Origin of the sequence: Rhodanobacter soli (assembly GCF_039523495.1) — a bacterium.
GTDB lineage: Bacteria > Pseudomonadota > Gammaproteobacteria > Xanthomonadales > Rhodanobacteraceae > Rhodanobacter > Rhodanobacter soli.
In genome coordinates, this window is record NZ_BAAAFK010000001.1 from 2,878,125 (window position 1) to 2,900,950 (window position 22,826).

The following is a 22,826-nucleotide window of genomic DNA, read 5'->3' on the forward strand; positions in this document are numbered from 1 at the left end:
CGAAAGCTCTCCCGTAGCGGGTAATTACAGATATGAGTTACGCGGCGAACATGGGCTGTTTTTCGTCGGGGAATAACCCTTGGGATTGACCCTCGGACGACTTGGCCGATGCAGCTGAAGCTGGTCAGCGCCAGCTATTCTTCGCTACGGCAGATGACAAGCTCGCCAAGCTCTACATCAAGAAGAGGGTTCTACCCCGTTTTCGCGGACAGTTGAGTTAAGGCCGTGAAGGCCCAAAGGCCAGATGAAGCTTGAGCAGGCCGGGATCGATCGGCTGAAGAAGGAAAATGCCAAGCTCAGGATGGAGCGTGACATCTTGAAAAAAGCCGCGGCCCATTTCGCCAAGGAGTCGATGTGAAGTTCGGCTTCGTAGCGGCAACGGGCCGCAAGATGGCGCACCGCTGACGGGGAAACTTCGCATCCGTGACGCGGTCACTACTGGACCGGCCGTCCAGCCGCAGGGGAATGCCATGCGCGCGATCGCGAAATTCCTGCTCCGCAACCGCGGTTTCATCGCCTTCATGCTGTGCATGATCGTGTTCCGCAGCGCGGTGGCCGACTGGAACGTGGTGCCAACCGGCTCGATGCAGCCCACCATCCGCATCGGCGACCGCATCCTGGTCGACAAGCTGGCCTACGACGTGCGCCTGCCGCTGACCCACGTTTCGCTGCTGCACCTGGCCGACCCGCAGCGCGGCGACATCGTGGTGCTGGATTCGCATACCGCGCGCGAGCGGCTGGTGAAGCGGGTGATCGGTCTGCCCGGCGACCAGGTGGCGATGCGCGGCAACGTGCTCTTCATCAACGGCCATGCGGCGCGTTATGTCACCGGCAGCTATGGCGGCATCGGCGACGATCTGCGCGATCCGGCGCACTACGAAATCGAACGCTACGGCGTGATGAACCACGCGATCCGCCTGTCCGACTACCGCCCCAGCCCGGCCAGCAGCTTCGGCCCGGTGCAGGTACCCGCCGGCCGGTACCTGCTGCTCGGCGACGACCGCGACAACAGCATGGACTCGCGCTACTTCGGCTTCTTCCCGCGCGACGAGATCGTCGGACGTGCCCGCCACGTGGTCGCCTCGCTCGACCCGGAACATCACTACCTGCCGCGCACGGATCGCTTCGCCGCGCCGCTCGACTAATGCAGTCGCCATCCATCAGGGAATCTCGAACAACCATGTTTCAAGTCGGTCATCCCCGCACAAGGCATGGATCTGGCGAATCCAAAGTCATTGAAGTGCAACGACGATCCCTGCTGGCAACGCGCCGCCAGCAACCAGGTCACCTTGCGCCGGTTGACCGCCGTCGAGAGCAGATGTCGAGCAACTGGCCAAAGGTGGCCTTAAGGTACCCTCACCAACGTCCCCTGATGGAACACGATCACCCACTCGTCGCCATTGCGCCGCCAGATGGTGCTGCGACGGCTGACCCGTTCGCCCTGCTCCAGGGTATAGGTGAGCAGGTACGTGTCCGGCCCGAGTCCGCGACAGTGGAAATCACGGGTTTTCCAGGTGTGTTCGGCGGGGTCGGGGGCGCGGTGTTCCAGCACGTCGAGCACGTGGGCGCGGCTGTAGCACCGGCCGGAGGCGCCGATTTCCCAGAAGTCGGTGGCAGCCATGCGTTCGAAATCGGCTCGGGTGCTGCCGAATTCGGGGCGGTGGAAGATCGGCTCGCGCCGGCGCAGTGCTTCCAGCACGGGCAGCAGCTCGGGTGGCGTGACCAGTTCGGGTTCGGCGGGATCGGGCGTCTGCTGTCGATCGCGATTCGATGTTCGGCTCACGGCTTTTGCTCCGCTGCGACGAAGACCCCGCTACTTTGACGGGTGCCGCGGCTGGATGCGAGTGCCTTCGGGCGTCGACCGCAGCCTCCTGCCGGCAGCCCCGACGGAAGCTACTTCAGGTAGCTCTTCAGCACGGCAAGTACCGGCAACAGCTCGTCCTGCTGCTTCGCGTTGCCGGTATCGGCCACGTGGGAACGCAGGTGCCCCTCCATCACCTGGAGGATCAGGCCGTTGACCGCACCGCGCACGGCGGCCAGTTGCTGCAGCACCGCGCCGCACTCTTCATCGCCTTCGATGGCGCGTTCAAGCGAAGCCACCTGGCCGCCGATGCGGCGAACCCGGGCGATCAGTTTCTTCCGGCTTTCCTGGATGTGGGACATGGCGACAGCCTGACGGTCATATACTATGGGGGAGTATATCGCCAGAGAACGAACCATGCCCGCCCCCGACGTCTCGTCATTCACCCACAGTCACCAGTTCAACCACGTCGACGCGAAGGCGGAGCGCAACACCCGGCGCGTGGTGCTCATCACGGCGGCCATGATGGTCGTGGAAATCGTGGGCGGTTACTGGCTGAACTCGATGGCCCTGCTGGCCGACGGCTGGCACATGAGTTCGCACGCACTGGCGATGGGGTTGTCCGTCATGGCCTACGTGTTCGCCAGGCGCTACGCGGAGGATCGGCGGTTCGCCTTCGGCACGTGGAAGATCGAGATTCTCGGTGGCTACAGCAGCGCCTTGCTGCTTGCAGTCGTCGCCGCGCTGATGATGATCCAGTCGATCGAACGGCTGTTCGCGCCCGCCGCGATCCACTATGACGACGCCATCCTGATCGCGGTGGTCGGCTTGGGCGTCAACCTGCTGTGCGCCTGGCTGTTGAAGGGAGAGCACAGCCATGAGCATGGACACCAACATGGGCACGGGCACGGCCATGGGCACGACGCCCACCATCACGATGTGAACCTGCGCGCAGCCTATCTGCATGTCATCGCGGACGCGGCAACCTCGGTGCTCGCCATCGTCGCGCTGGTCGGAGGCAAGCTTTATGGCGCCTCCTGGCTCGACCCGGTCATGGGTATCGTGGGTTCGGTCCTGGTGGCGCGATGGGCTTGGGGCCTGCTGCGCGAGTCCGGCAAGATTCTTCTGGACGCCGAGATGGACCAGCCGGTGATCGAGGAAATCCGCGACGTGGTGAGGGAGCATTTCGCGACGACGGTCGTCAGCGACCTGCACGTCTGGCGCGTCGGCCGCAACAGCTACGCCTGCATCCTCGGGCTGGTGGCCACCTCGGCCATCAGCGCCGAGGAGGTTCGCCGGCAATTGGCCGTCCACGAGGAACTGGTGCACGTGACGGTCGAGATCGCCGTTGTCTGAGGGTTGCCTGAGCCGACCTCACGACAGGGCGGAATCGCGTTGCTACGCGGGCGGTTGCCACAGTTCGATGCGAGTGCCTTCCGGGTCCGTGATCCAGCCGAAGCGACCGAACTCGCTCTCATCGACGCGCTCGTCCACCGCGACGCCGGCGCTGCGCAGTTGCGCCAGCAGCGCGTCGAGGTCGTCGACGCGGAAGTTGATCATGTACGGCTGCGCGCCTGGCCCGAAGTAACCGGTGTCGGCTGCGAACGGCGACCACAGCGTGTAGCCGGGGCGTCGTTCGTTCTCGTCGAAGCGGACGCCACCCCACTCCTCGACGTTCAGGCCGAGGTGCTGCGCGTACCACGCACCGAGTGCGGCGGGGTCGCGTGACTTGAAGAAGATGCCGCCGAGTCCGGTGACCTTGGCCATGGTGTTGTTCTCTCTCGATCGAGTCTGCTGGAAAGTGCGGTGATGTCCTTCGACTTCGCTACGCTACGCTCAGGACGAACGGGTTTCGAATACGGTCGCATCGGCAAAGAACGCCTGCACATCCGCCAGCTCGCGCGTGCGCGGCATCGGCGGCAGGCTGGCGAGGAACAGCTTGCCGTAGCCCTTGCTGGTGAGGCGCGGGTCGCACAGTACCAGTACGCCGCGGTCGTGCATGTCGCGGATCAGGCGGCCGGCACCCTGCTTCAGCGCGATCACCGCGCTGGGCACCTGCCAGCCCATGAACGGGTTGATGCCGGACTGCTCCAGCGCGGCGAGGCGGGCCGTCAACACCGGATCGTCGGGCGCGGCGAACGGCAGCTTGTCGATCACCACCACGCTGAGCGCCTCGCCGACCACGTCGACGCCTTCCCAGAAACTCGCTGCGCCGAGCAGCACGCCGTGGCCGCTGGCGCGGAATTCCTCCAGCAGCCTTGGGCGCGGCGCGGTGCCCTGCACGAACAGCGGCCACGGCACCTTGTCCTGCAGCAGCTCGGCCGCCCGGCGCAGGGCGCGGTGCGAGGTGAACAGCAGGAACGCGCGACCGTGGGAGGCGTGCAGCACGGGCAGCGCGGCTTCGATCACCTGCTCGGTGTAGTCGCGGGCGTTCGGATCGGACAGGCCGGACGGCAGGTAGCACAGGCCCTGGTGCGCGTAGTCGAACGGGCTTTCCAGGCTCAATGTCTGCGGCTCGTCGAGGCCGAGCTGGCGAGCGAAGTGGTCGAAGTTGCCGGCCACCGACAGCGTGGCCGAGGTGTGGATCCACGCCGCCTGGGTGCGCTCGCGCAGGCCGCGCATCGGCACGGCGAGATCCAGTGGCGTGGCGTACAGCGCGAAGCCGCGCGGAAAGGTTTCGTACCAGCGCACGTCATGGTCGCCGTGCGACTCGACGATGCGGTCCAGCCGTTCGGTGAACAGCTCGGCGCGCTCGTGCAGGTTGGCGAAGCCACGCGAGCGCTCGGCTTGCGAGGCGAGCAATTCGGCCAGCGTGGCCAGCAGCTCGCGCAGATCGTGCAGCGACGCGCGCACGTCGGCGCGATCCTCCAGCAATTGGAATGCGCCGCGCGCGGGCAGCGACTCCATCGCCAGCCGCAGCTTGCGCAGCGCATCCTGCAGCGCCTCCACCGGCTCCAGCAGCAGGCCGATCGCGCCGGTGATGCCGTTGCATTCGGTCAGTACATCCTTGGCCATGTCGGTGAGCTGGCGCGCGCTGATGCTCTGCGAGAAGAACTGCCCGGCCAGTTCGGGGATCTGGTGCGCCTCGTCGAGGATGAACGCCGCCGCGCCGGGCAGGATTTCGCCGAAGCCTTCCTGCTTCAGTGCCAGGTCGGCGAACAGCAGGTGGTGATTGACCACCACCACGTCGGCTTCCAGCGCCTCGCGGCGCGCCTTCACCACGTGGCAATCGTCGAAGAACGGGCACTCCACGCCGAGGCAGTTTTCCGGCGTGGAGGTGACACGCGGCCACAGCGGCGATTCCTCCGGCACCTCGGCCAGCTCCATGCGATCACCGCGCCGGGTACGCGCCGACCACGCGCGAATCGTCGCCAGCTGCGCCGCCTGCGCGCGCTCGAAGCTGGCGCCTTCGCGCACGGTCTGATCGAGCCGGTACAGGCACAGGTAATTCGCGCGGCCCTTCAGCAACGCAGTTTTCAGCCGCGCGCCGAGTACCGAACGCACCTTCGGCAGATCGCGGAAATACAGCTGGTCCTGCAGCGTCTTGGTGCCGGTGGAGATGATCACCCGCTCGCCCGACAGCAGCGCCGGCACCAGGTAGGCGAACGTCTTGCCGGTGCCGGTGCCGGCCTCGGCGATCAGCGTGTCGCGCCCGGCGATCGCCTGCTGCACCGCGCGCGCCATCGCCTGTTGCGCCAGCCGCGGCGCGAAATTCGGCAGTTCGCGGGCGAACGGACCGTCGGCACCGAGCAGGGCGCCGACGTCGTCGGACTCGGTGTCATCGAGATCGTTCATCCGTCAAGTATGGCGGAGCGGCAGCGTGCGACAAAGCAGCAACGGGAACCTCGACCAACGCCGACGCATCAACTTGGCAGCAACGCGCCGCCTACCGAAGGAGAACCGACGTGAGACTGTTCGCACCCGAACTGGCGCCCGCGCTCGACCTGGTCGACATCCACGGCCAGCCGATCATGACCAGCAGCCGCGGCCGCCTCACACTGCTGTCGTTCTTCCGCGACGCTGCCTGCCCGTTCTGCAATTTCCGCATCTACGAGCTGACCAACCAGCACGCAGAGCTGGCCGCGCGCGGACTGGACATCGTCGCCGTGTTCAGCGCCTCGCAGGCGGACGTGCTGCGTTTCTCCGGACACCGGCCACGCCCGTTCCAGATTGCCGCCGACCCCACGTCGAGTGCACACGAGATCTACGGCATCGAGCGCTCGCTGTGGCGCAAGCTGAAGGCGATCGTGACGCGCGTGCCGACCCTGCTCAAGGGCATGCGCCTGGTCGGTCTGGCTGGCCTCAACACCAGCAACCTGATGCCGGCCGACTTCCTGATCAACGAGCACGGCCGCATCATCGAGGCGTACTACGGCCGTGATGCCGGCGACCGCATCCCGCTGGAGCGGGTCGAGCAGTTCCTCTCCCGCGTGCGCGCCAGACGCGCGGCATAGCCTCCGTCGCGGTACTGGCGGCCGCGCCGGCCATGGTTCACCATGCCGGCACCGCCGCGGGGGAGACGCATCATGACGACCGAATTGTGCATGCTGGTGTGGAGTGTCGTGCTGGGGCTGGTGCAGATCGCGCTCGCCGCGACCTGCTCGGTCGGCCAGCGCGGACTGGGCTGGGCCGCCAGCGCGCGGGACGAGGTGAAGCCGCCGCTCAGCGGCATCGGCGGCCGGCTGGATCGCGCCCGCGCGAATTTCCTGGAAACCTTTCCGCTGTTCGTCGCCGTGGTGCTGGCCGCGCACCTGCTGCAGCGCCACGACAACATGACCGTGCTCGGTGCCCAGCTCTACTTCTGGGCCCGGCTGGCCTACGTGCCGGCGTATGTCGCCGGCATTCCCTACCTGCGCACCCTGATCTGGGCGGCGAGCGTCGTCGGTATCGTGCTGGTGCTGGCAGCGTTGTTCTGAGCCGGCGCGCCGATCTGGTCGCAGCGAACAACTACCCGGATCGTTCCGCCAGACGCTTCGCGGTGACGCCCGGCGACCCGCTCAGTAGCGCGGAATCCCCGCCTTGTGGCACTGCCCCACCCACTTGCGTGCGGTCTCGGCGCCGGCGTGGTCGCGTGCCTGCAGGCGCATCTCCACGATGGTCTGCCAGTTGCGCGCGCACAGCGGGCCCAGCCTGGGGCCAAGCGACCAGGACTTGTGGGCCAATTTTTCGGCCGCGGAGAAATCCTTCAGGCGCACCGCCATTTCGGCGCGTTCCTGCAGCAGGTCGGGCGAATCCGGGCTGAGCTTCAACGCCTGGTCCAGCGTGGTCGCGGCGTCGGCGTATTTGCCGGCCTGTTCGTCGCGCTTGGCGGCGTCCTGCAGTGCGCCGATGCCGGGGTCACGCAACGGATTCACGGCGATGATGGATTTCTCGCGATCACCGGCGGCACGGATCGCGGTGACCTGGTCGTAGGTCGGCAGCGGTGGTTGCGGGGCCGGTGGTGGCGTGGTGGCTAACATGCCGCAGCCGGCCAGCAAGCTCGTCGCCAGCAGCAGGGAAAAACCTTTGCCCAGGTAGTGCATGATCAATTTCCGCTCGGTACGCCGGGCGCGGCAGGTGCGGCGCCAGCGGCAGGTGGGGGTGGATTGTCGCTGCCGCCGAACAGGCTCTGGATACCCTGCCAGAAACAGCCCTCGGTATCGGCCGACAAGGTGCCGGCGATCACCGGCACCTGCTGCGCACCTTCGCACTGCGATTCGGTACGCCTGCCACTGGCCGGGTTGATCCAGGCCATCTCCAGCCCCTCGCCGGGTGCGGCCGACAGCGGTCGGCTCGGCAGCTTGGCGAACAGGTCGCGCCATGCACGCAGGCCGCCGCTGGAACCGAACAGGGTGGTCGGCTTGTTGTCGTCGCGCCCCATCCAGAACACCGCCAGGTGTTCGCCGGTGAAGCCGGCAAACCAGCTGTCGCGCATGTCGTCGCTGGTACCGGTCTTGCCGGCGGCGTGCAACGAGGCCAGCGCGGAATTGCCGAGCGCGCTGGCGGTGCCGTACTCGGCCACCTGCTGCATCGCCCAAGTGGTCAGGCGCACTGCTTCCTGGTACTCGCCGCGGCCGCCCTGCACCTGGTAGCGCTTGATCGTGCGGCCGTTGCCGTCGAGCACGCCGCTTACCGCCACCAGCGGCAGCGCATGGCCGTCGGCGGCGAGGTACTGGTACAGCTGGGTCAACTGCAACGGCGCCAGGTCGAGCGAACCGATCAGCAGTGACGGGCTGGGATTGATGTCGCCGATGCCGAACGATTTCAGGAACGCCTGGATCCGCGGCAAGCCCGCCTCCATGCCCAGGTGAATCGTCGCCAGGTTCCACGAATGCGCCAGTGCGTCGACCATGATCAGCGGATCGTGGCTGCGGTGGTCGTCGTTCTGCGGCGTCCAGTAGCTGCCATCCGGCTGTCGCATGCTGATCGGGCCGTCGTTCACCAGGCTGGCCAAATTCCAGCGCTCGGGCTGGGTCAGCGCGACCAGGTAGACGAACGGCTTGATCGTCGAGCCGATCGGCCGGCGCGCGTCGAGCGCGCGGTTGAACCCCGGATCGCCGGGGATCTTGCTGCCGACCACGGCCAGCACGCTGCCGGTCTGCGCGCTGGTCACCACCGCCGCCGCCTGCACGCCGTCGCCGCGTTTGCCGAGGCCCTTCAGCGTGCTGGTGATCGCCTGCTCGGTGTACAGCTGCGCGGCCGGATCGAGCGTGGTGAAGATCGACAGGTTGCCTTCGCGCAGCGCCTTTTCGTCGAAGTCGGCGGTGATCTGCTTGCGCACCAGGTCCATGAAGGCGGGAAAGCGGTTGTGCGGCAGCTGGCCGTTCTTGACGATGTCCAGCGGCGCCGCCTGCGCGGCATTGAGCTGCGCGGCGCTGATCAGGTTGGTCTCGAAGAATTCCTGCAGCACCAGGTTGCGTCGGGTCAGCGCGCGCTGCGGCGAGCGGCGCGGATCGTAATAGCTCGGCCCCTTCACCATGCCGACCAGCAAGGCGATTTCCTGCGGCCGCAGGTCCTCCAGCCGGCGGCCGAAGTAGAACTCCGACGCCGCCGCGAAGCCGTGCACGGCCTGGCCACCCTGCTGGCCGAGGAACACGTCGTTGACGTAAGCCTCGAGGATGCGCCCCTTGCTGTAATGCGCCTCCAGCAGCAGCGACATCAGCGCCTCGTTGATCTTGCGCGTGAGGTTCTGGTCGCGGCTGAGGAACAGGTTGCGCACCAGCTGCTGGGTCAGCGTGGAGCCGCCCTGCACGGTATGCCCGGCGCGCAGGTTGGCGAACGCGGCGCGCGCGATCGCGCTGACGTCGATGCCGATGTGATGGTTGAAGTCGCGGTCCTCGACCGCCTGCAGGCCGCTGACCAGCAATGGCGGCACGTCGGCCAGGCGCACGAAGCGGCGCTCCTCCTGGCTGGCACCGTACAAGGTGGCGATGCGCGCCGGGTCCAGGTGGGCCAGCTCGATCGGCTTGCCGCTGGTCGCATCCTGCACCGACTGCACCGCGCCCCGGCCCAGCGTGACGCGGATGCGCTTGGGCAGCTCACCGCCATCCGGACCGGCGTAGCCGCGTGAGGCAATCGTGTAGCGCGCGCCCTGCTTCACCCAACCGCCGGCGACCTGGCCCTTGCCGTCGTTGCTGTAGCCGGCGAAGGTCAGTTCCAGCTCCAGCGCCGCCGGCGTCATCGGCGTGCCGACGGCCAGCGGCAAGGGCCGCGCGTAGACCTTGGTGGGCACCGCGAACACCAGTTCGTTGAAGCGGTCCTGCACCCGCTTGTTCAGCACCAGCGTGTACGGCAGCACGAAGCCGAACAGCAGGCCCATGCCGATCCAGAACGGGATGCGCAGCCACGGCCAGCAGCGGCGCGCAAACAAGCGGGTACGGGTCAGGAAGGCCAACGTGGGGAAATCCGGCAATCGAATGGTTCGATCATAGGGCCTGCTACCCGGCGGGCATATGAACGTGGCGGGCGGTTTCGTGGCGAAACGCGGGCAAATCGCGCGCCTAGCGCGGCGGCAGCCACATCGCGGGGTCGGGGCGGAACGGCCGGGGACGAATGCCGAGCAGGCGTTGCAAGTCGCCGTTGTCGGCGATCAGGTCGCTGTCGAGCCGGCTCAGCGGACCGCGCAACGGCGGCAGCGCGCGCTGGCTTAGCCGCAGCAACCAGGCCGGCAACGGCAACGGCACGGTGCTGCGCGACAGGCTATCGCGCACCCGCGCGAACATCTCGCCGGAGCGCAGCCGTTCGCCGCCGCCGATCGGCAGGATCCTGCCGGCCGCGGCCGGGCATTCCAGCGCGGCCAGCACCGCCTGCGCGATGTCGTCCGCGTGCACCGGCTGGCGCAGGCCGCGCCCGGCCGGCAGCGGAAACACTCGCAGCCGCATCGCGCGCCGGGCGATCGGGGTGAGGCTCTTGTCCAGGCCGGCGCCGTAGACCAAGGTTGGCCGCAACACGGTCCAGGCGCAGCCGTGACGCTCGCAGGCGGTGGCCAGCGCGGCTTCGCCGTCGCGGAGCTGGCGCGCGAGGTTGCGCTCGGCCGGCACGCGGGAATCGCGTTTGCTTTCGGCGCTCATCGAGCTGGTGGCGATCACCCGTGGCGCGTCGGCCAGAGTGGTCTGCGCCAGCCAGTCGGCCAGCCCCTGCAGCGGGCCGAAGCTGATGATCGCCGACAACGGCGGCAGCACCGGCACGCGGTCGGGCAAGGTTCCCTGCAGCCATTCCACGCCGGCTTGCGCAGGTCGCGGCTGCCGGCTCAGGGCGAGCACCGACTCGCCGCTGGCACGCAGGCGCGGCAACAGGAAGTGGCCGATCTGGCTGCTGCCGCCCAACACCAGTACCGTCATGCCGCGCTCATCCGCCGCCCTGCAAGCGGACGCCAAGGTCCAGCACGCGCGGATTGGAGGGAGACAGCTTGCGCGCGCGCTGCAACGACTGGCTGGCGCCGATGCGGTCGCCACGCGCCAGCTGTTGCTCGGCCTGGTCCAGCCATGCGCCGGCCAGTCGGTTGCCCAGCGCGCCCTGCGCGGCATCGCCCGGCGCCAGCTCGGCCAGGTTCGCCAGCATGTCGCCGGCCTTGCCCAGGTTGCCGGCGGCGAGCGCCTGGTTGAATTGCTGCTCGACCTGACCGGGCAAGGCCTGCAACCCATGCAGTGCCGCCTCGTTGTTGCCGTCGATCGCCAGCGCGCTGCGGTACAAGTCGTACGCGCTGTCGCCGGGCGGCATCATGATGTCGCCGTTGTTCGTGGCCGCCTGCGCACGCTGCACCAGCCGCGCTACCGCCGCGCTCTGCTGCGGCGACACGACGGCCGGTGCGGGCGCCTCCTCCGCGGCCGCCGGTGCGGCCGCAGCTGGCGGCGCCTTGTCCAGGCGCGCCCGCGTCGCGGCGAGATCGGCCGATTTCGGCGCCAGCTCCGCCGCCCGGTCGAGCAGCTTCGCCGCCTGCATCGTGTCGCCGTCGTCGAGCGCGGCGTTCGCCTGCACGGTCAGCGCCTGCGCCACCTTGCCGAGCCCGATGTGCGCCTGTGCGTTGTCCGGATCGAGCTTGAGCACGGCCTGGAAGTGGGCGAGCGCGGTGTCGTCGCCGCTGCCGTCGATGCGCCCGGCGCGCAGCGCATCCTGGCCGGCCTTGAGCGCCGCCTCCAGCGTGCTGTTGTCCTGTTTGCGCGTCTGCGCCTGCAGCGCACGCAGTGCCGGCAGCGCACCGTTGTTCGGCTGCAGCGCGGCCAGTTGCTCGATGCGCGCGTCGGCCGTGGTGTTGTCCCGCGCATCCAGCGCCGCGCGCGCCTGCACCGCCAGTGCGTAGCCGACCTGGTCGAGTCCGTGCGCCGCCACCGCATTGTCGGGATCGGCGCGCAGCACGCGCTGGTACAGCGCACCGGCGCCCTCCGGGCCGTCCAGCTTGCCGGCGGCCAGCGCCTGCTGCGCCTGGTCGACCAGGTCCACCGTATGCACCTGGCGAGCGCGGGCACCGGCGATCGCGCGATCGAGCCGGTCGATGTCGCTGCCGCCACCGAGCAGTTCGCGGGCCACTGCCGCCTGCTGCGCTGCCGGGCCCAGTTGGCCCGCCTGCAACGCGGCATCGGCCTGTGCCAGCGTGGCCTGGCCGACCTCGCGCAGGCCGTCGCGGGCGCGGTCGTTATCCGGCTCCAGCGCCGCGGCGGCCTGGAACAGTTCGCGTGCGCTGGTGCCGTCCTGGCCGTCCAGACGGCCATCCTGCAAGGCCTGCTGCGCCTGCGTCAGCACCGTGTTGAAGTCGGTGCGCGGCAGCATCCCGCGCAGGTGGTTCTGGCTGAGCCAGAGTGTGCCGACCGCCGCGATCGCCAGCAGCAGCAACAGCGGAACGACCCAGCCACGGCGACGCTTGCGCCGCGGCGGTGCGGTCGCCCTTTCATGCGGGCGGCGCGGTTCGACCGATACCTGCGGCAGGCCGTCCGCAGCCGGCGCGCGCGGGGCATCCAGTCGATCGAGGTCACCCAGGGTGGGCTCGGTGCGAATCGGTGGATGTGCGTCGTGCTGGTCTCGGCGTCCGCTCATGATCCGTGGCTGTGAAGGGAGTCGACGCAGCTTAACATCGGGCCGCCAGCCACCGGCTCGCCTACCGGCCGGCATTGCGCGGTCATTCAGCCGACGCCAACCCGCCGCACGTCGATCACGTTCGGCAGCGCCAGCAACTTGCCGAGCAGGGTCGACAGCTGTTCGAAGTCGCGCACGCGCAGGGTGAAGCGCATTTCCACCTCGCCGGTGTGCACGAACAGCCGGCTGGACGAAGCGATGATGTGGGTGCCGGCATTGCTGACGACACTGGTGACGTCCTTCTGCAGGCCCTTGCGGTCGTAGCCGCGCAGTTCGATGTCGACCTCGTACGCCTGCGCGGCGGCGCTGCCCCAGCTCACCTCGATCACCCGGTCCGGGTCGCGCCGCGCCAGCCTTGCCAGGCTGCCGCAGTTGGTGCGATGCACCGAGACACCGCGCCCCTTGGTGATGAAGCCGCGCACCGGGTCGCCGGGCAGCGGCTGGCAGCAACGCGCCAGCGTGGTCAGCAGGTTGCCGATGCCCTCGATGCTGAGCGCGCTGTGGTCGAGCGTGGCATGACGCGAAGCCACCGGCGCGCTGGACTGGGTGACCGCCGGCTCCGGCGGCTGCGCCGCTTCCTGCAGCACGCGGGCTATCTGGCCGGGGGTGATCTCGCCCAGCGCCAGCGCGATCAGCAGCTCGTCCTGGTTCTTCAGGTGGAAGTGCGCCGGCAGCTTGCCCACGTCCGCATTCGACAGCGCCAGGCGCTTCAGCTCGCGCTCGAACATGCCGCGGCCGACCGCGAGGTTCGCGTCGTGGGCGATCTTGCGGAACCACGCGCGCACCTTGTCCTTCGCCCGCGCGGTGTTGAGGTAGCCATGGTGCGGCGACAGCCAGTCGCGGCTGGGCTCGGCCACCTTGGCGGTGAGGATCTCCACCCGGTCGCCACTTTGCGGCTGGAACGTCAGCGGCACGATGCGGCCGTTGACCTTGGCGCCGCGGCAGCGATGGCCCACCTCGGTGTGCACCAGGTAGGCGAAGTCCAGCACGGTGGCGCCGCGCGCCAGGTCGAACACCTCGCCCTTCGGGGTCAGCAGGTAGACGCGATCCTCCAGCAGTTCGGTCTGCAGCTCGGCGGCGAGCGCGCTGTCGTCCTCGCCACGCGGCTCCAGCAGCTTGCGCATCCAGGCGATCTTCGCCTCGAACTCGGCGTCGCTGCTGCCGCCTTCCTTGTAACGCCAGTGCGCGGCCACGCCCAGCTCGTTGGCGCGGTGCATCTCGTGGGTGCGGATCTGCACTTCCAGGGTCTTGCCGGATGGCCCCAGCACCGCGGTGTGCAACGACTGGTAGCCGTTCGCCTTGGGCCGCGCGATGTAGTCGTCGAACTCGCCTGGCAGGTGCGGCCACAACGAATGCACCACGCCCAGCGCGGCGTAGCAGTCGGTGATGTTGTCGACCAGCACGCGCACCGCGCGGATGTCATACAGGTCGGAGAAGTCCAGCGACTTGCGCTGCATCTTCTTCCAGATCGAATAGATGTGTTTCGGTCGCCCGGCCAACTCGGCATGGATGCCGGCCGCTTCCAGCGCGCGCTGCAGTTCGTCCAGCGAGTCGCGGATGAACGCTTCGCGATCGGTGCGGCGTTCGTCGAGCAGGTCCGCGATGCGGCGGTACGTTTCCGGTTGCAGGTAGCGGAACGCCAGGTCTTCCAGTTCCCACTTCAGCTGCCAGATGCCGAGCCGGTTCGCCAGCGGCGCGTGGATGTCGCGCGTCAACCGCGCCAGCGCCTGACGCTCGTCCTCCGGCGCGGTTGCCACCGCGCGCATCCGCGCCAGTTGCCGCGCCAGCAGCACGAACACCACGCGCAAGTCGCGCACGATCGCCAGCAACAACCGGCGCAGGCCCTCCGCCGCACCCTGCGGCGGCCGTTGCGCATGCAGCGCCCACACCTGCTCGGCTGCCTGCTGGCCATCGACCAGCCGCTGCAATTCGGCCGGCAGCTTCGCGCGGCGCTCCGCCCACAACGCGGGGTCGACCCGCGCCAGTTCGAACCATGCCGCCGCCGCCTGGGTTTGCGCATCGCAACCGAGCATGCCGAGCAGGTCCAGCACGTCGGTGCACCCGGCCTGGTCCACCGCACGGGTGGCGCAGGCGTCCAGCGCGTCGGCCAGTACCGGCGGCAACGTGCCGGCGCGGTCGCGCCATGACTGCAAGCTGGTGGTGGCAATGAAAGCGGTTTGAACCATGAAACGATCTTCCTCATCGGCCGCGCTACGGCAGGCATTGCATCCGTCGTCAGCGGCTGGCATGTTCCGCCAACGCTTGGCGCGCGACCAGCTTACCGCGCAGAATCAGCGTTCACCCGCGGCATGCTGCCCTACGGATTCGCATCGGTGGCGGCCACGGCCACCGCGGCGTCTGGCCGGGGAGCGGTTTATCGCGCAGAATCGTCCCGCCCGTTTCCCTGCCCGGAGAATGCACCCATGTCGACCCGTCCGCGTCACCTGATCCGGTCATTGCTGCTGGCGCTGCCACTGTGTTGCCTGTCCGTGCACGCGCAGCAGGCCGACGACCTGCAGCAGCGCATGAGCAGCGCCGAATTCAAGGCGGCCGGGCTGGACAAGCTGTCGCCGCAGGAACTGCAGAACCTCGACGACTGGCTGCGCAAGCACGACAAGGCCGTCACCAAGATGGTCGACGCCAGCGGCAAACCGGTGTTCTATACCGAGACGCAAAAGCGCAGCAAGATCAACGCGCATATCGCCGGTCACTTCGACGGCTGGCATGGCCGCAGCCAGTTCACCCTGGACAACGGCCAGACGTGGGAGCAGGTCGGCACGGACACGCCTTCCTGCATGAGCTCGGACAACCCTGCGGTCAAGGTCAAGCCGTCGATGCTCGGCAACTGGCTGATGTACGTGGACGGCTGCAACGATTCTGCCCACGTCAAACGCGTGCGTTGACCGGGAGATTCAGCCCAGCACCGCCAATGCCTTCGCCAACCGCTTGGCCGAAACCGGTTCGGCGGTCTTCAGTTCCTGCGCGAATAGCGATACGCGCCACTCCTCGATCAACCAGCGCAGTTCGGCCAGGCCCGCCGCATCGGCACCGGCGGCGCGCTGCTGCAGATACGCACGCCAGTACGGCATCACCTGCAACATGCGCTGCTGGTCCTTCGCCGGGTCCTGGCGCAACCGCTCGCCGCGCAGGCGCATTGCCTTCAGATAACGCGGGTAGTGCGCCAGCCGCGCCCGCGGCAATTCGCGCAGGAAGCCCGGCGTGAGCAGCGCGTCGAACTGTTCGCGCAGGTCGTCGTAGCTGGCGCGCGCGAAGCCCAGCAGCGGTGGCTGCAGCCACGGCTTCAGCTCGGCCTGCGCCTCGATCACGGGTTCGGCCAGTTTCAGCCGTTCGACACCGGCGCCGAACAGCTCGCGCGAAAACTGCATGCGCATCTTCTCGAACGCGCCGGCCGTGCGCGCGTCCAGCTCATGCTGTTCGAGCAGGTCGCCGAAGCCGCCTTCGAGCAGGTCCTCGCGCAGCCCGTCCACGCTGCCAAGGGGCGCGTACTGCAAGGCCAGTGCATTGCCGATCGGCAGGCGTCGGCGCGCCTGCTTCGCCTCGCTGGCCAGCGCATTGCGCAGCAGCCGCACCACGCCTTGCCGATGCGCCGCGCGCGCTTCGTCGCTGCGCTCGAACACGCGCAACGCCACCGTTTCGCCCAGATCTACCAGCGCCGGGAACGCGGTGAGGCCGCCGTCGGAACGCACCTGCGCCGGGATCTCCTCGAAATCCCAGCTGGTCACGTCCTCGCGGGTCAGCTCGATGTCGGTCTTGCGCGAGAATGCCTCGCGCGCCTGGCCTTCCCACTGTCCGCGCAACGCGGCCAGGTCGCGGCCGCTGGCCAGCGTCTTGCCGCGCTCATCGTGCAGGCGGTAGCGCATCAGGAAGTGCGGCGGCAGTTCGACGGCAGAAAATTCCGCCGCTGCAATGTCGACGCCGGTGGCGCGCTTCAGGAACGTGGCCAGCGCCTTCGCCAGCGACTCGTCGCGCGGCGACTCGGCTTCGACAAACGCCCGCGCGAAATCCGGCGCCGGCACGAAGTTGCGGCGTTGCGCCTTGGGCAGGCCACGGATCAGCTCCGCCACCTTGTCGGCGAGCAGGCCGGGTACCAGCCATTCGCAGCGGGCGGGCGACAGCGCGTTCAACATCGCCAGCGGCAGGTGCAAGGTGACGCCGTCGGCTTCGTCGCCCGGGACAAAGCGGTATTCGAGTTTGTACCTCTGCGGCGGTATTTCGATGGCTGCAGGAAACGCCTTCGCATCCAGCCCCGCGCCACCGACCATCACGTCATCCAGCGACCAGCGCAGTGCCGCCTGCTCGGCCGGGCGCGCCTTGCGGTACCACGCGTCCAGCGCGCGGCTGCTGGCGATGTCTTCGGGCAGCTTGCCTTCGAAGAACGCGACCAGGTCGTCCTCGTGGCGGATCAGGCCTTCGCGCCGCTGCTTCGCCTCGATGCCCAGCGCCTCTTCCAGCACGCGCTGGTTCGCGCGCACGAAGTCCGCCTTGCTCTCGATGTCGCCGCGCACCAGCGCCTCGCGCAAAAAGATCGCGTGAGCCAGCGCGGGATCCTGTTGCTGGAAGGTGACCGGCCGCTTCTCCACCAGTACCAGGCCGAACAGGCTGACCTGTTCGTACGCCACCACGCAGCCGCGCTTCTTCGACCAGTGCGCGTCGCGACAATTCATGCGCAGCAGGTGCGCCGCCTGCTGCTCGATCCACAGCGGCTCGACGCGCGCATTCGTCATGCCCCACACGCGCCCGCCCACGTCGAGGATCTGCGCGGAGAAGATCCAGTTCGGTGGCGCCTTGGACAAGGCCGAGCCGGGAAAAACGTGAAACTTGCGCTCGCGCGTGCTCTGGTACGCGCCCTTTTCGTCCTTGCGCCCGACCTGGGTTGGCAGGCCGGCCAGCAAGGCGCGATGCACGGATTCGTAAAGGCGACTTGCGTCTGTTTCGGCGGATGCTGCAACCACGGGCTCGCGCACAGCAATACGCTCCGGCCCTCTCCCCCGCTCGCGGGGGAGAGGGCCGGGAGAGGGAACCTGTGCATCCAGCTTCCATCCCAGCTCCTGCACTACCAGCAACAACTGCCGATGCAGCTCGCGCCACTCGCGCATGCGCATGAAACTGAGGAAATGCCGCGAGCACCAGTCGCGCAGCTTCGACTGGGTCAGTTCCTCGTGAGCGCCGTGGTAGGCACGCCACAGGTTCAGCACGCCGACGAAGTCGGACTTCGGATCGGCGAACACGGCATGCGCGGCGTCAGCCTGCTGGCGCGCATCGCCCGGCCGCTCGCGCGGGTCCTGGATGCTGAGGAAGGACACGATGGCGAGCAGTTCGCGCAGGCTATGCAGCTTCTCGCCTTCCACCAGCATGCGTGCCAGTTGCACGTCGATCGGCAGCCGCGCCAGGGTGCGGCCGATCGCGGTGAGCTTGCGCGCGTCGTCGATCGCGGAAATTTCGGTGAGCCGGCGGAAGCCGTCGGCAACCACGCGCGGGTCGGGCGCCTCCAGGAACGGGAACTCGTCGACCTCGCCCAGCTGCAGCGCCAGCATGCGCAGGATCACGTTGGCCAGCGACGAGCGCAGCAGCTCCGGATCGGTGAACGCGACGCGGCCGGCGAAATCCGCCTCGTCGTACAGCCGGTAGCAGATGCCCGGCCCGACGCGGCCGCAGCGGCCCTTGCGCTGGTCGGCGGCGGCCTGCGACACCGGTTCCACGTGCAGCCGTTCGAGCTGGCTGCGCTGGCTGTAGCGTTTCACCCGTGCGGTGCCGGTGTCGATCACGTAGCGGATGCGCGGCACGGTGAGTGAGGTCTCGGCGACATTGGTGGCCAGCACCACGCGACGCTTCACGCCGGGCTTGAACACGCGATCCTGGTCGCCGGCGGAGAGCCGCGCGTACAGCGGCATGATCTCGGTCTCGCGGTATTGCCGGCGCGACAGCAGCTGGTGTGCGTCGCGGATCTCGCGCTCGCCGGGCAGGAACACCAGCACGTCGCCGCGCGGGTCGTCGTGAGTGATCTCGTCGAGCACCGCGGCGATGTGCTCGGCGCTGCCCTGCTGGAAAAGGGGGTCAGAGTCACTTTTCGGCCGACGCGACGGTGCGCTGGACACTCCCTCTGCCGAAAAGTGACTCTGACCCCCTTTTCCTCGCCCTTGCCGCGCGGCGATCTCGTCCAGCGAGCGCCAGCGCAACTCGACTGGGTACGCACGTCCTTCCACTTCCACCACCGGCGCGCCGTCGAAGTGTTCGGCGAAACGCGCGGTGTCGATCGTCGCCGAGGTGACGATGATCTTCAGCTCCGGTCGCTTCAGCGCGAGCCGCTTGAGATAGCCGAGCAGGAAGTCGATGTTGAGGCTGCGCTCGTGCGCCTCGTCGATGATGATGGTGTCGTACGCGGAGAGCCACGGATCGCCCTGGGTCTCGGCGAGCAGGATGCCGTCGGTCATGAACTTGATCAGGCTGCGCTCGGACACCTGGTCGTTGAAGCGCACCTGGAAACCCACGATCTCGCCCAGTGGCGTGCCGAGCTCCTCCGCCACCCGGCGCGCCACCGAGCGCGCGGCCAGCCGGCGCGGCTGGGTGCAGCCGATCATGCCGGCCTCACCGCGGCCGGCGGCGAGGCACAGTTTCGGCAGCTGGGTGGTCTTGCCCGAGCCGGTCTCGCCGGCGATCACCACCACCTGGTGCGCGCGGATCAGCTTGACGATGTCCTCGCCGCGCGCGCTGATCGGCAGCGATTCGTCCAGCCGGATCGGCGGCTTGGCGGCGACCCGGGCACGACGTCTGGCCGCGGAGCGCTCGATATCCGCGACCAGCGCTCCCAACTTGTTCTCGTCCGGTCGGCGCGACAACGCACGCCAGCGACCCAGCAGGCGACCGAAATCGCGGCTGGACACCGCATCCAGTTGCCGGCGCAGTTGGCGCAAGCCGGGATCGGCGGCGGGATCGGTAGCGGGCGGGCGGGCATCATTCATCGGACCGCACATGATAGCCGCAGGCGACGCGCCAACTTGATAGTCCCCGGCTATCGGCTGCATCGGAAGGATTCATTTCATCGCCACCGACCGACCCGCTACCGTTGGCCCATGCCGTCAACCCGTCACCTGAAGGAGCAGCACATGGCCATTTCCATCGGTATCGCCAAGAAAGATCGCGAGCAGGTCGCCAAGCACCTGTCCAGGCTGCTGGCCGACACCTATTCGCTGTACCTGAAGACCCACAGTTTCCACTGGAACGTCACCGGCCCGCAGTTCAACAGCCTGCACACCATGTTCGAGACCCAGTACAACGAACTGTGGCTGGCCGCCGACGAGGTCGCCGAGCGCATCCGTACCCTGGACGTGTTCGCCCCCGGCTCCTACAGCCAGTTCGGCAAGCTCAGCTCGATCATGGAAGAGTCCGGCGTGCCGGAGTGGAAGGAGATGGTGGGCCAACTGGTCGAGGGCCACGAGGTCGCCGCCGCCACCGCCCGCGACACGCTGAAGGCCGCCAACGCGGCCGGCGACGACGGCACCGCCGACATGGCCACCGGGCGGCTGAAGGAGCACGAGAAGACGGCATGGATGCTGCGCTCGTTGCTGAAATAGGCCAGCCGGCGTCTTGCCCACCCATCGCAGGACACCGACGGCACCTTCCCGCGAGGGTGCCGTTTTCCTGCCAGCCACCTTCCGCACGCCGTCCCGGCTGACCTTGCGCTGACCGTGCCCGACGATCTTTATTGAGCCCGATGCCATGCATTGGTTAAGCTCCTCAAGCTTTGTCGCCTGTTGCGCAGGCTTCCTCCGGGGATTTTTTTGAGCGCCACCGCAGCAAACCACAACAGCCGGTATCCGCTGCTCACGGCAATCGTGCTCGCCCTGATCGTGGCCGCGATGAACATCGGGCTGTGGTGGTACGGCAACCTGCCGCGCGGCCCGGAGGACTGGCACGGCAAGGTCGGCGGCTATGCGCTGTCGGTATTCCAGCGCTACCAGAGCCCGTTCAAGCAGGACTATCCCAGCGACGACGAGATCGCTTCCGACCTCAAGCTGCTGCACCGGTACACGGACCACATCCGTACCTACACGATGCAGCAGAATCCGCAGCTGTACCGGCTGGCGCAGAAGGAAGGCCTGAAGGTGATGGCCGGCGCCGAGATCGACAAACGCCTGGACAACAACGAGCGCGAGATCGAGCTGCTGATCGCCAAGGCGCGTGCCTATCCGGACACGATCACCCGCATCATCGTGGGCAACGAGGTGCTGTTCCGCAACGACCTCACGCCTGAACAGATGATGGCCTACCTGGACCGCGTGCGCGCCGCCGTGCACCAGCCGGTGTCGATTGCCGAGCCTGACTACATCTGGCTGAAGTACCCCGAGCTGGCCCAGCACGTGGACTACATCACCATCCACCTGTTCCCGTTCTGGAACGGCGTGGTGCGCCACGACGCGGTGGACGCCGCCTACGGCGCGTACCAGTCGATCGAGCAGCACTATCCGGACAAGCCCGTGGTGGTCGGCGAGATCGGCTGGCCGTCGAACGGCGACCGCCACGAGTACGCCGATCCCTCGGTCTCCAACGAGGCGATCTTCATCCGCGACTGGATGAACAAGGCAAAGCTCGAGCACATCGACTACTACCTGCTCGAGGCGTTCGACCAGCCGTGGAAGGAAAACCTGGGCGAAGGCCGCACCGGCGCGTACTGGGGCATGTTCAACGCAGACCGCCAGCTGAAATTCCCGCTGACCGGCCCGGTCGTCGAGGACACCGCGTGGCCGTGGAAGGCGATCGCAGCGAGCCTGCTGGCACTGCTGCCGATGATCTTCTTCGCGCGCCGCTTCAGCCGCTTCAAGCTGATGGGGCGATTGTTCTTCTGCATGCTGATCCAGCTGGCCTGCGGGCTGATCACCTGGTCGGCCACGCTGCCGTTCAACTTCTACCTGAGCTGGGTCGACTGGACCATGCTCACGCTGCTGTTCCCGGCGCAGATCGCGATCCTGGCGATCCTGCTGATCAACGGCTTCGAGTTCACCGAGGTGCTGTGGCGGCGCGAGTGGATGCGCCATGCCGGCATGCTGAAACCCGATCCGCCCGAGAAGCAGCCGTTCGTGTCGATCCACCTGGCCTGCTACAACGAGCCGCCGGAGATGGTGATCATCACGCTCGATTCGCTGGCCGCACTCGACTACGCCAACTTCGAAGTGCTGGTGATCGACAACAACACCAAGGACCCGGCGGTGTGGCAGCCGGTGCAGGCGTACTGCGAAAAGCTGGGCAAGCGCTTCCGCTTCTTCCACCTGGCACCGTGGCCCGGCTACAAGGCCGGCGCGCTGAACTTCGGCCTGAAGGAAACCGACCCGCGGGCCGACGTGGTGGCGGTGATCGACGCCGACTACGAAGTGCGTGCCGACTGGCTGGCCACCCTCACCGGCTACTTCCACGACCCGAAGGTAGCCGTGGTGCAGTGCCCGCAGGCGCACCGCGAGTTCGCACACAACACCTTCCGCCGGATGACCGCGTGGGAATACGACGGCTTCTTCCGCATCGGCATGCACCATCGCAACGAGCGCAACGCGATCATCCAGCACGGCACCATGACGATGGTCCGGCGCAGCGCGCTGGAAGGCACCGGCGGTTGGTCCGAGTGGACCATCTGTGAGGACGCGGAACTCGGCCTGCGCCTGATGCACGCCGGCTACGAGCTGGTCTACGTCGACGAGCTGATGGGCAAGGGCCTGACCCCGGCCGACTTCAAGGCGTACAAGAGCCAGCGCTACCGCTGGGCGTTCGGCGCGATGCAGATCCTCAAGGGCCGCTGGAGCTGGATGACGAAGAAGGGTCCGCTGTCGGCCGGCCAGCGCTTCCACTTCCTCACCGGCTGGTTCAGCTGGTTCGCCGATGCGCTGCACCTGGTGTTCACCCTGATGGCGCTGTTCTGGACCGCCGGCATGGTCGCCTACCCGCAGTACTTCAGCCTGCCGATGCAGCTGTTCCTGATCCCGGTGATCGGCTTCTTCTTCGCCAAGGCGATCTTCGGCATCGTGCTGTACCGCGCCCGCGTGCCGTGCAGCTGGTACGACACCTTGATGGCTTCGCTGGCCAGCATGGGCCTGTCGCACGCGATCGCGCGCGGTATCCTGCACGGGCTGACCCGCGAGAAAACTTCGTTCGTGGTCACCGCCAAGAGCCGGCGCCTGGGCGGCAGCAACTTCGCCGCGTTCGCGCCGGTGCGCGAGGAGCTGCTGATGGCGCTGGCGCTGCTGCTGTGCATCGTCGGCATGGCCGAAGGCTATGGCACGCGCTACATCGAAGGCACCTTGTGGATGTTCATCCTCGCCGCCCAGTCGATCCCGTACGTCTCGGCGGTGACCGGCGCATGGATCGCGCACAAGGCAGGCGACAAGGCCGGCTGATGCGGCCTGCCGATGCGGCCTTGGCCGCATCGGCAAATCGAACATGACGCTCCGGCTCCGATACCGCGATGACCAGC

The 22,826-nt window shown here is 67.8% G+C and carries 17 protein-coding genes and 1 pseudogene; 8 read left to right on the forward strand and 10 right to left on the reverse strand.

Features of this window, described 5'->3' with window-relative positions; genetic code table 11:
* Positions 1-238: 238 nt before the first annotated feature.
* Both ABD024_RS13175 and lepB read left to right on the forward strand, forming a co-directional pair.
* Positions 239-375 (forward strand): annotated as a pseudogene (locus ABD024_RS13175) (IS3 family transposase); the annotation flags it as partial.
* Positions 376-470: 95 nt separating this feature from the next.
* Entirely contained in the window at positions 471-1,145 is a 675-nt protein-coding gene (gene lepB / locus ABD024_RS13180; protein ID WP_343853406.1) for a signal peptidase I, read from the forward strand.
* Between the two features lie 200 nt (positions 1,146-1,345).
* Here lepB and ABD024_RS13185 read toward each other — a convergent pair whose 3' ends face one another.
* Together ABD024_RS13185 and ABD024_RS13190 are read right to left on the reverse strand one after the other, a co-directional pair.
* Positions 1,346-1,783: a nuclear transport factor 2 family protein gene (locus tag ABD024_RS13185; RefSeq protein WP_343853408.1), complete on the reverse strand. Its 438-nt coding sequence runs from the start codon at positions 1,781-1,783 to the stop codon at positions 1,346-1,348.
* Between the two features lie 110 nt (positions 1,784-1,893).
* Positions 1,894-2,163: a metal/formaldehyde-sensitive transcriptional repressor gene (locus ABD024_RS13190; protein ID WP_343853411.1), complete on the reverse strand. Its 270-nt coding sequence runs from the start codon at positions 2,161-2,163 to the stop codon at positions 1,894-1,896.
* Positions 2,164-2,218: 55 nt separating this feature from the next.
* On the opposite strand from ABD024_RS13190, the gene dmeF reads away from it, so the two are divergent.
* Entirely contained in the window at positions 2,219-3,157 is a 939-nt protein-coding gene (dmeF, locus tag ABD024_RS13195; RefSeq protein ID WP_343853414.1) for a CDF family Co(II)/Ni(II) efflux transporter DmeF, read from the forward strand.
* A gap of 42 nt (positions 3,158-3,199) precedes the next feature.
* Here dmeF and ABD024_RS13200 read toward each other — a convergent pair whose 3' ends face one another.
* Together ABD024_RS13200 and yoaA are read right to left on the reverse strand one after the other, a co-directional pair.
* Positions 3,200-3,568 carry a VOC family protein gene (locus tag ABD024_RS13200; RefSeq protein ID WP_343853416.1) on the reverse strand — a complete coding sequence of 123 codons (369 nt, stop codon included), beginning with the start codon at positions 3,566-3,568 and terminating at the stop codon, positions 3,200-3,202.
* 69 nt (positions 3,569-3,637) lie between these two features.
* The gene (gene yoaA / locus ABD024_RS13205) at positions 3,638-5,596 is read right to left on the reverse strand and encodes a DNA repair helicase YoaA (protein ID WP_343853418.1); all 1,959 of its coding nucleotides are present in this window, start codon (positions 5,594-5,596) and stop codon (positions 3,638-3,640) included.
* Positions 5,597-5,706: 110 nt separating this feature from the next.
* On the opposite strand from yoaA, the gene ABD024_RS13210 reads away from it, so the two are divergent.
* The gene (locus ABD024_RS13210) at positions 5,707-6,255 is read left to right on the forward strand and encodes a redoxin domain-containing protein (RefSeq protein WP_343853420.1); all 549 of its coding nucleotides are present in this window, start codon (positions 5,707-5,709) and stop codon (positions 6,253-6,255) included.
* A 72-nt stretch (positions 6,256-6,327) separates the two neighbouring features.
* Entirely contained in the window at positions 6,328-6,717 is a 390-nt protein-coding gene (locus ABD024_RS13215) for an MAPEG family protein (protein WP_343853422.1), read from the forward strand.
* 81 nt (positions 6,718-6,798) lie between these two features.
* On the opposite strand, the gene ABD024_RS13220 is transcribed toward ABD024_RS13215, so the two are convergent.
* The 5 genes from ABD024_RS13220 to ABD024_RS13240 form a co-directional block, all read right to left on the reverse strand.
* On the reverse strand, positions 6,799-7,323 hold the full coding sequence (locus ABD024_RS13220) for a tetratricopeptide repeat protein (protein ID WP_343853424.1): 525 nt from the start codon (positions 7,321-7,323) through the stop codon (positions 6,799-6,801).
* Positions 7,324-7,325: 2 nt separating this feature from the next.
* Positions 7,326-9,674: a penicillin-binding protein 1B gene (mrcB, locus tag ABD024_RS13225; RefSeq protein WP_343853426.1), complete on the reverse strand. Its 2,349-nt coding sequence runs from the start codon at positions 9,672-9,674 to the stop codon at positions 7,326-7,328.
* A gap of 106 nt (positions 9,675-9,780) precedes the next feature.
* The gene (locus tag ABD024_RS13230; protein ID WP_343853428.1) at positions 9,781-10,620 is read right to left on the reverse strand and encodes an SDR family oxidoreductase; all 840 of its coding nucleotides are present in this window, start codon (positions 10,618-10,620) and stop codon (positions 9,781-9,783) included.
* A gap of 7 nt (positions 10,621-10,627) precedes the next feature.
* Positions 10,628-12,310, reverse strand: a complete 1,683-nt coding sequence (locus ABD024_RS13235) for a hypothetical protein (protein WP_343853430.1) — start codon at positions 12,308-12,310, stop codon at positions 10,628-10,630.
* A gap of 86 nt (positions 12,311-12,396) precedes the next feature.
* Positions 12,397-14,535, reverse strand: a complete 2,139-nt coding sequence (locus tag ABD024_RS13240) for a RelA/SpoT family protein (RefSeq protein WP_343853432.1) — start codon at positions 14,533-14,535, stop codon at positions 12,397-12,399.
* Positions 14,536-14,772: 237 nt separating this feature from the next.
* On the opposite strand from ABD024_RS13240, the gene ABD024_RS13245 reads away from it, so the two are divergent.
* The gene (locus tag ABD024_RS13245) at positions 14,773-15,252 is read left to right on the forward strand and encodes a hypothetical protein (RefSeq protein ID WP_343853434.1); all 480 of its coding nucleotides are present in this window, start codon (positions 14,773-14,775) and stop codon (positions 15,250-15,252) included.
* 9 nt (positions 15,253-15,261) lie between these two features.
* Here ABD024_RS13245 and hrpA read toward each other — a convergent pair whose 3' ends face one another.
* A complete protein-coding gene (hrpA, locus tag ABD024_RS13250) occupies positions 15,262-19,329 on the reverse strand; it encodes an ATP-dependent RNA helicase HrpA (protein WP_343853436.1) in 4,068 nt (1,355 codons plus the stop codon).
* A gap of 144 nt (positions 19,330-19,473) precedes the next feature.
* Between hrpA and ABD024_RS13255 the strand changes: the two genes are divergently transcribed.
* Positions 19,474-19,941: a Dps family protein gene (locus ABD024_RS13255; protein WP_343853438.1), complete on the forward strand. Its 468-nt coding sequence runs from the start codon at positions 19,474-19,476 to the stop codon at positions 19,939-19,941.
* Between the two features lie 207 nt (positions 19,942-20,148).
* Positions 20,149-22,749, forward strand: a complete 2,601-nt coding sequence (locus tag ABD024_RS13260) for a glycosyltransferase family 2 protein (protein WP_343853440.1) — start codon at positions 20,149-20,151, stop codon at positions 22,747-22,749.
* Positions 22,750-22,826 lie beyond the last annotated feature (77 nt).

Coding starts and splice junctions, on each gene's coding strand:
- lepB (WP_343853406.1), top strand. CDS start 471: ATGCGCGCGATCGCGAAATTCCTGCTCCGCAACCGCGGTTTCATCGCC.
- ABD024_RS13190 (WP_343853411.1), bottom strand. CDS start 2,163: ATGTCCCACATCCAGGAAAGCCGGAAGAAACTGATCGCCCGGGTTCGC.
- dmeF (WP_343853414.1), top strand. CDS start 2,219: ATGCCCGCCCCCGACGTCTCGTCATTCACCCACAGTCACCAGTTCAAC.
- ABD024_RS13200 (WP_343853416.1), bottom strand. CDS start 3,568: ATGGCCAAGGTCACCGGACTCGGCGGCATCTTCTTCAAGTCACGCGAC.
- yoaA (WP_343853418.1), bottom strand. CDS start 5,596: ATGAACGATCTCGATGACACCGAGTCCGACGACGTCGGCGCCCTGCTC.
- ABD024_RS13215 (WP_343853422.1), top strand. CDS start 6,328: ATGACGACCGAATTGTGCATGCTGGTGTGGAGTGTCGTGCTGGGGCTG.
- ABD024_RS13220 (WP_343853424.1), bottom strand. CDS start 7,323: ATGCACTACCTGGGCAAAGGTTTTTCCCTGCTGCTGGCGACGAGCTTG.
- ABD024_RS13230 (WP_343853428.1), bottom strand. CDS start 10,620: ATGACGGTACTGGTGTTGGGCGGCAGCAGCCAGATCGGCCACTTCCTG.
- ABD024_RS13235 (WP_343853430.1), bottom strand. CDS start 12,310: ATGAGCGGACGCCGAGACCAGCACGACGCACATCCACCGATTCGCACC.
- ABD024_RS13240 (WP_343853432.1), bottom strand. CDS start 14,535: ATGGTTCAAACCGCTTTCATTGCCACCACCAGCTTGCAGTCATGGCGC.
- ABD024_RS13245 (WP_343853434.1), top strand. CDS start 14,773: ATGTCGACCCGTCCGCGTCACCTGATCCGGTCATTGCTGCTGGCGCTG.
- hrpA (WP_343853436.1), bottom strand. CDS start 19,329: ATGAATGATGCCCGCCCGCCCGCTACCGATCCCGCCGCCGATCCCGGC.
- ABD024_RS13255 (WP_343853438.1), top strand. CDS start 19,474: ATGGCCATTTCCATCGGTATCGCCAAGAAAGATCGCGAGCAGGTCGCC.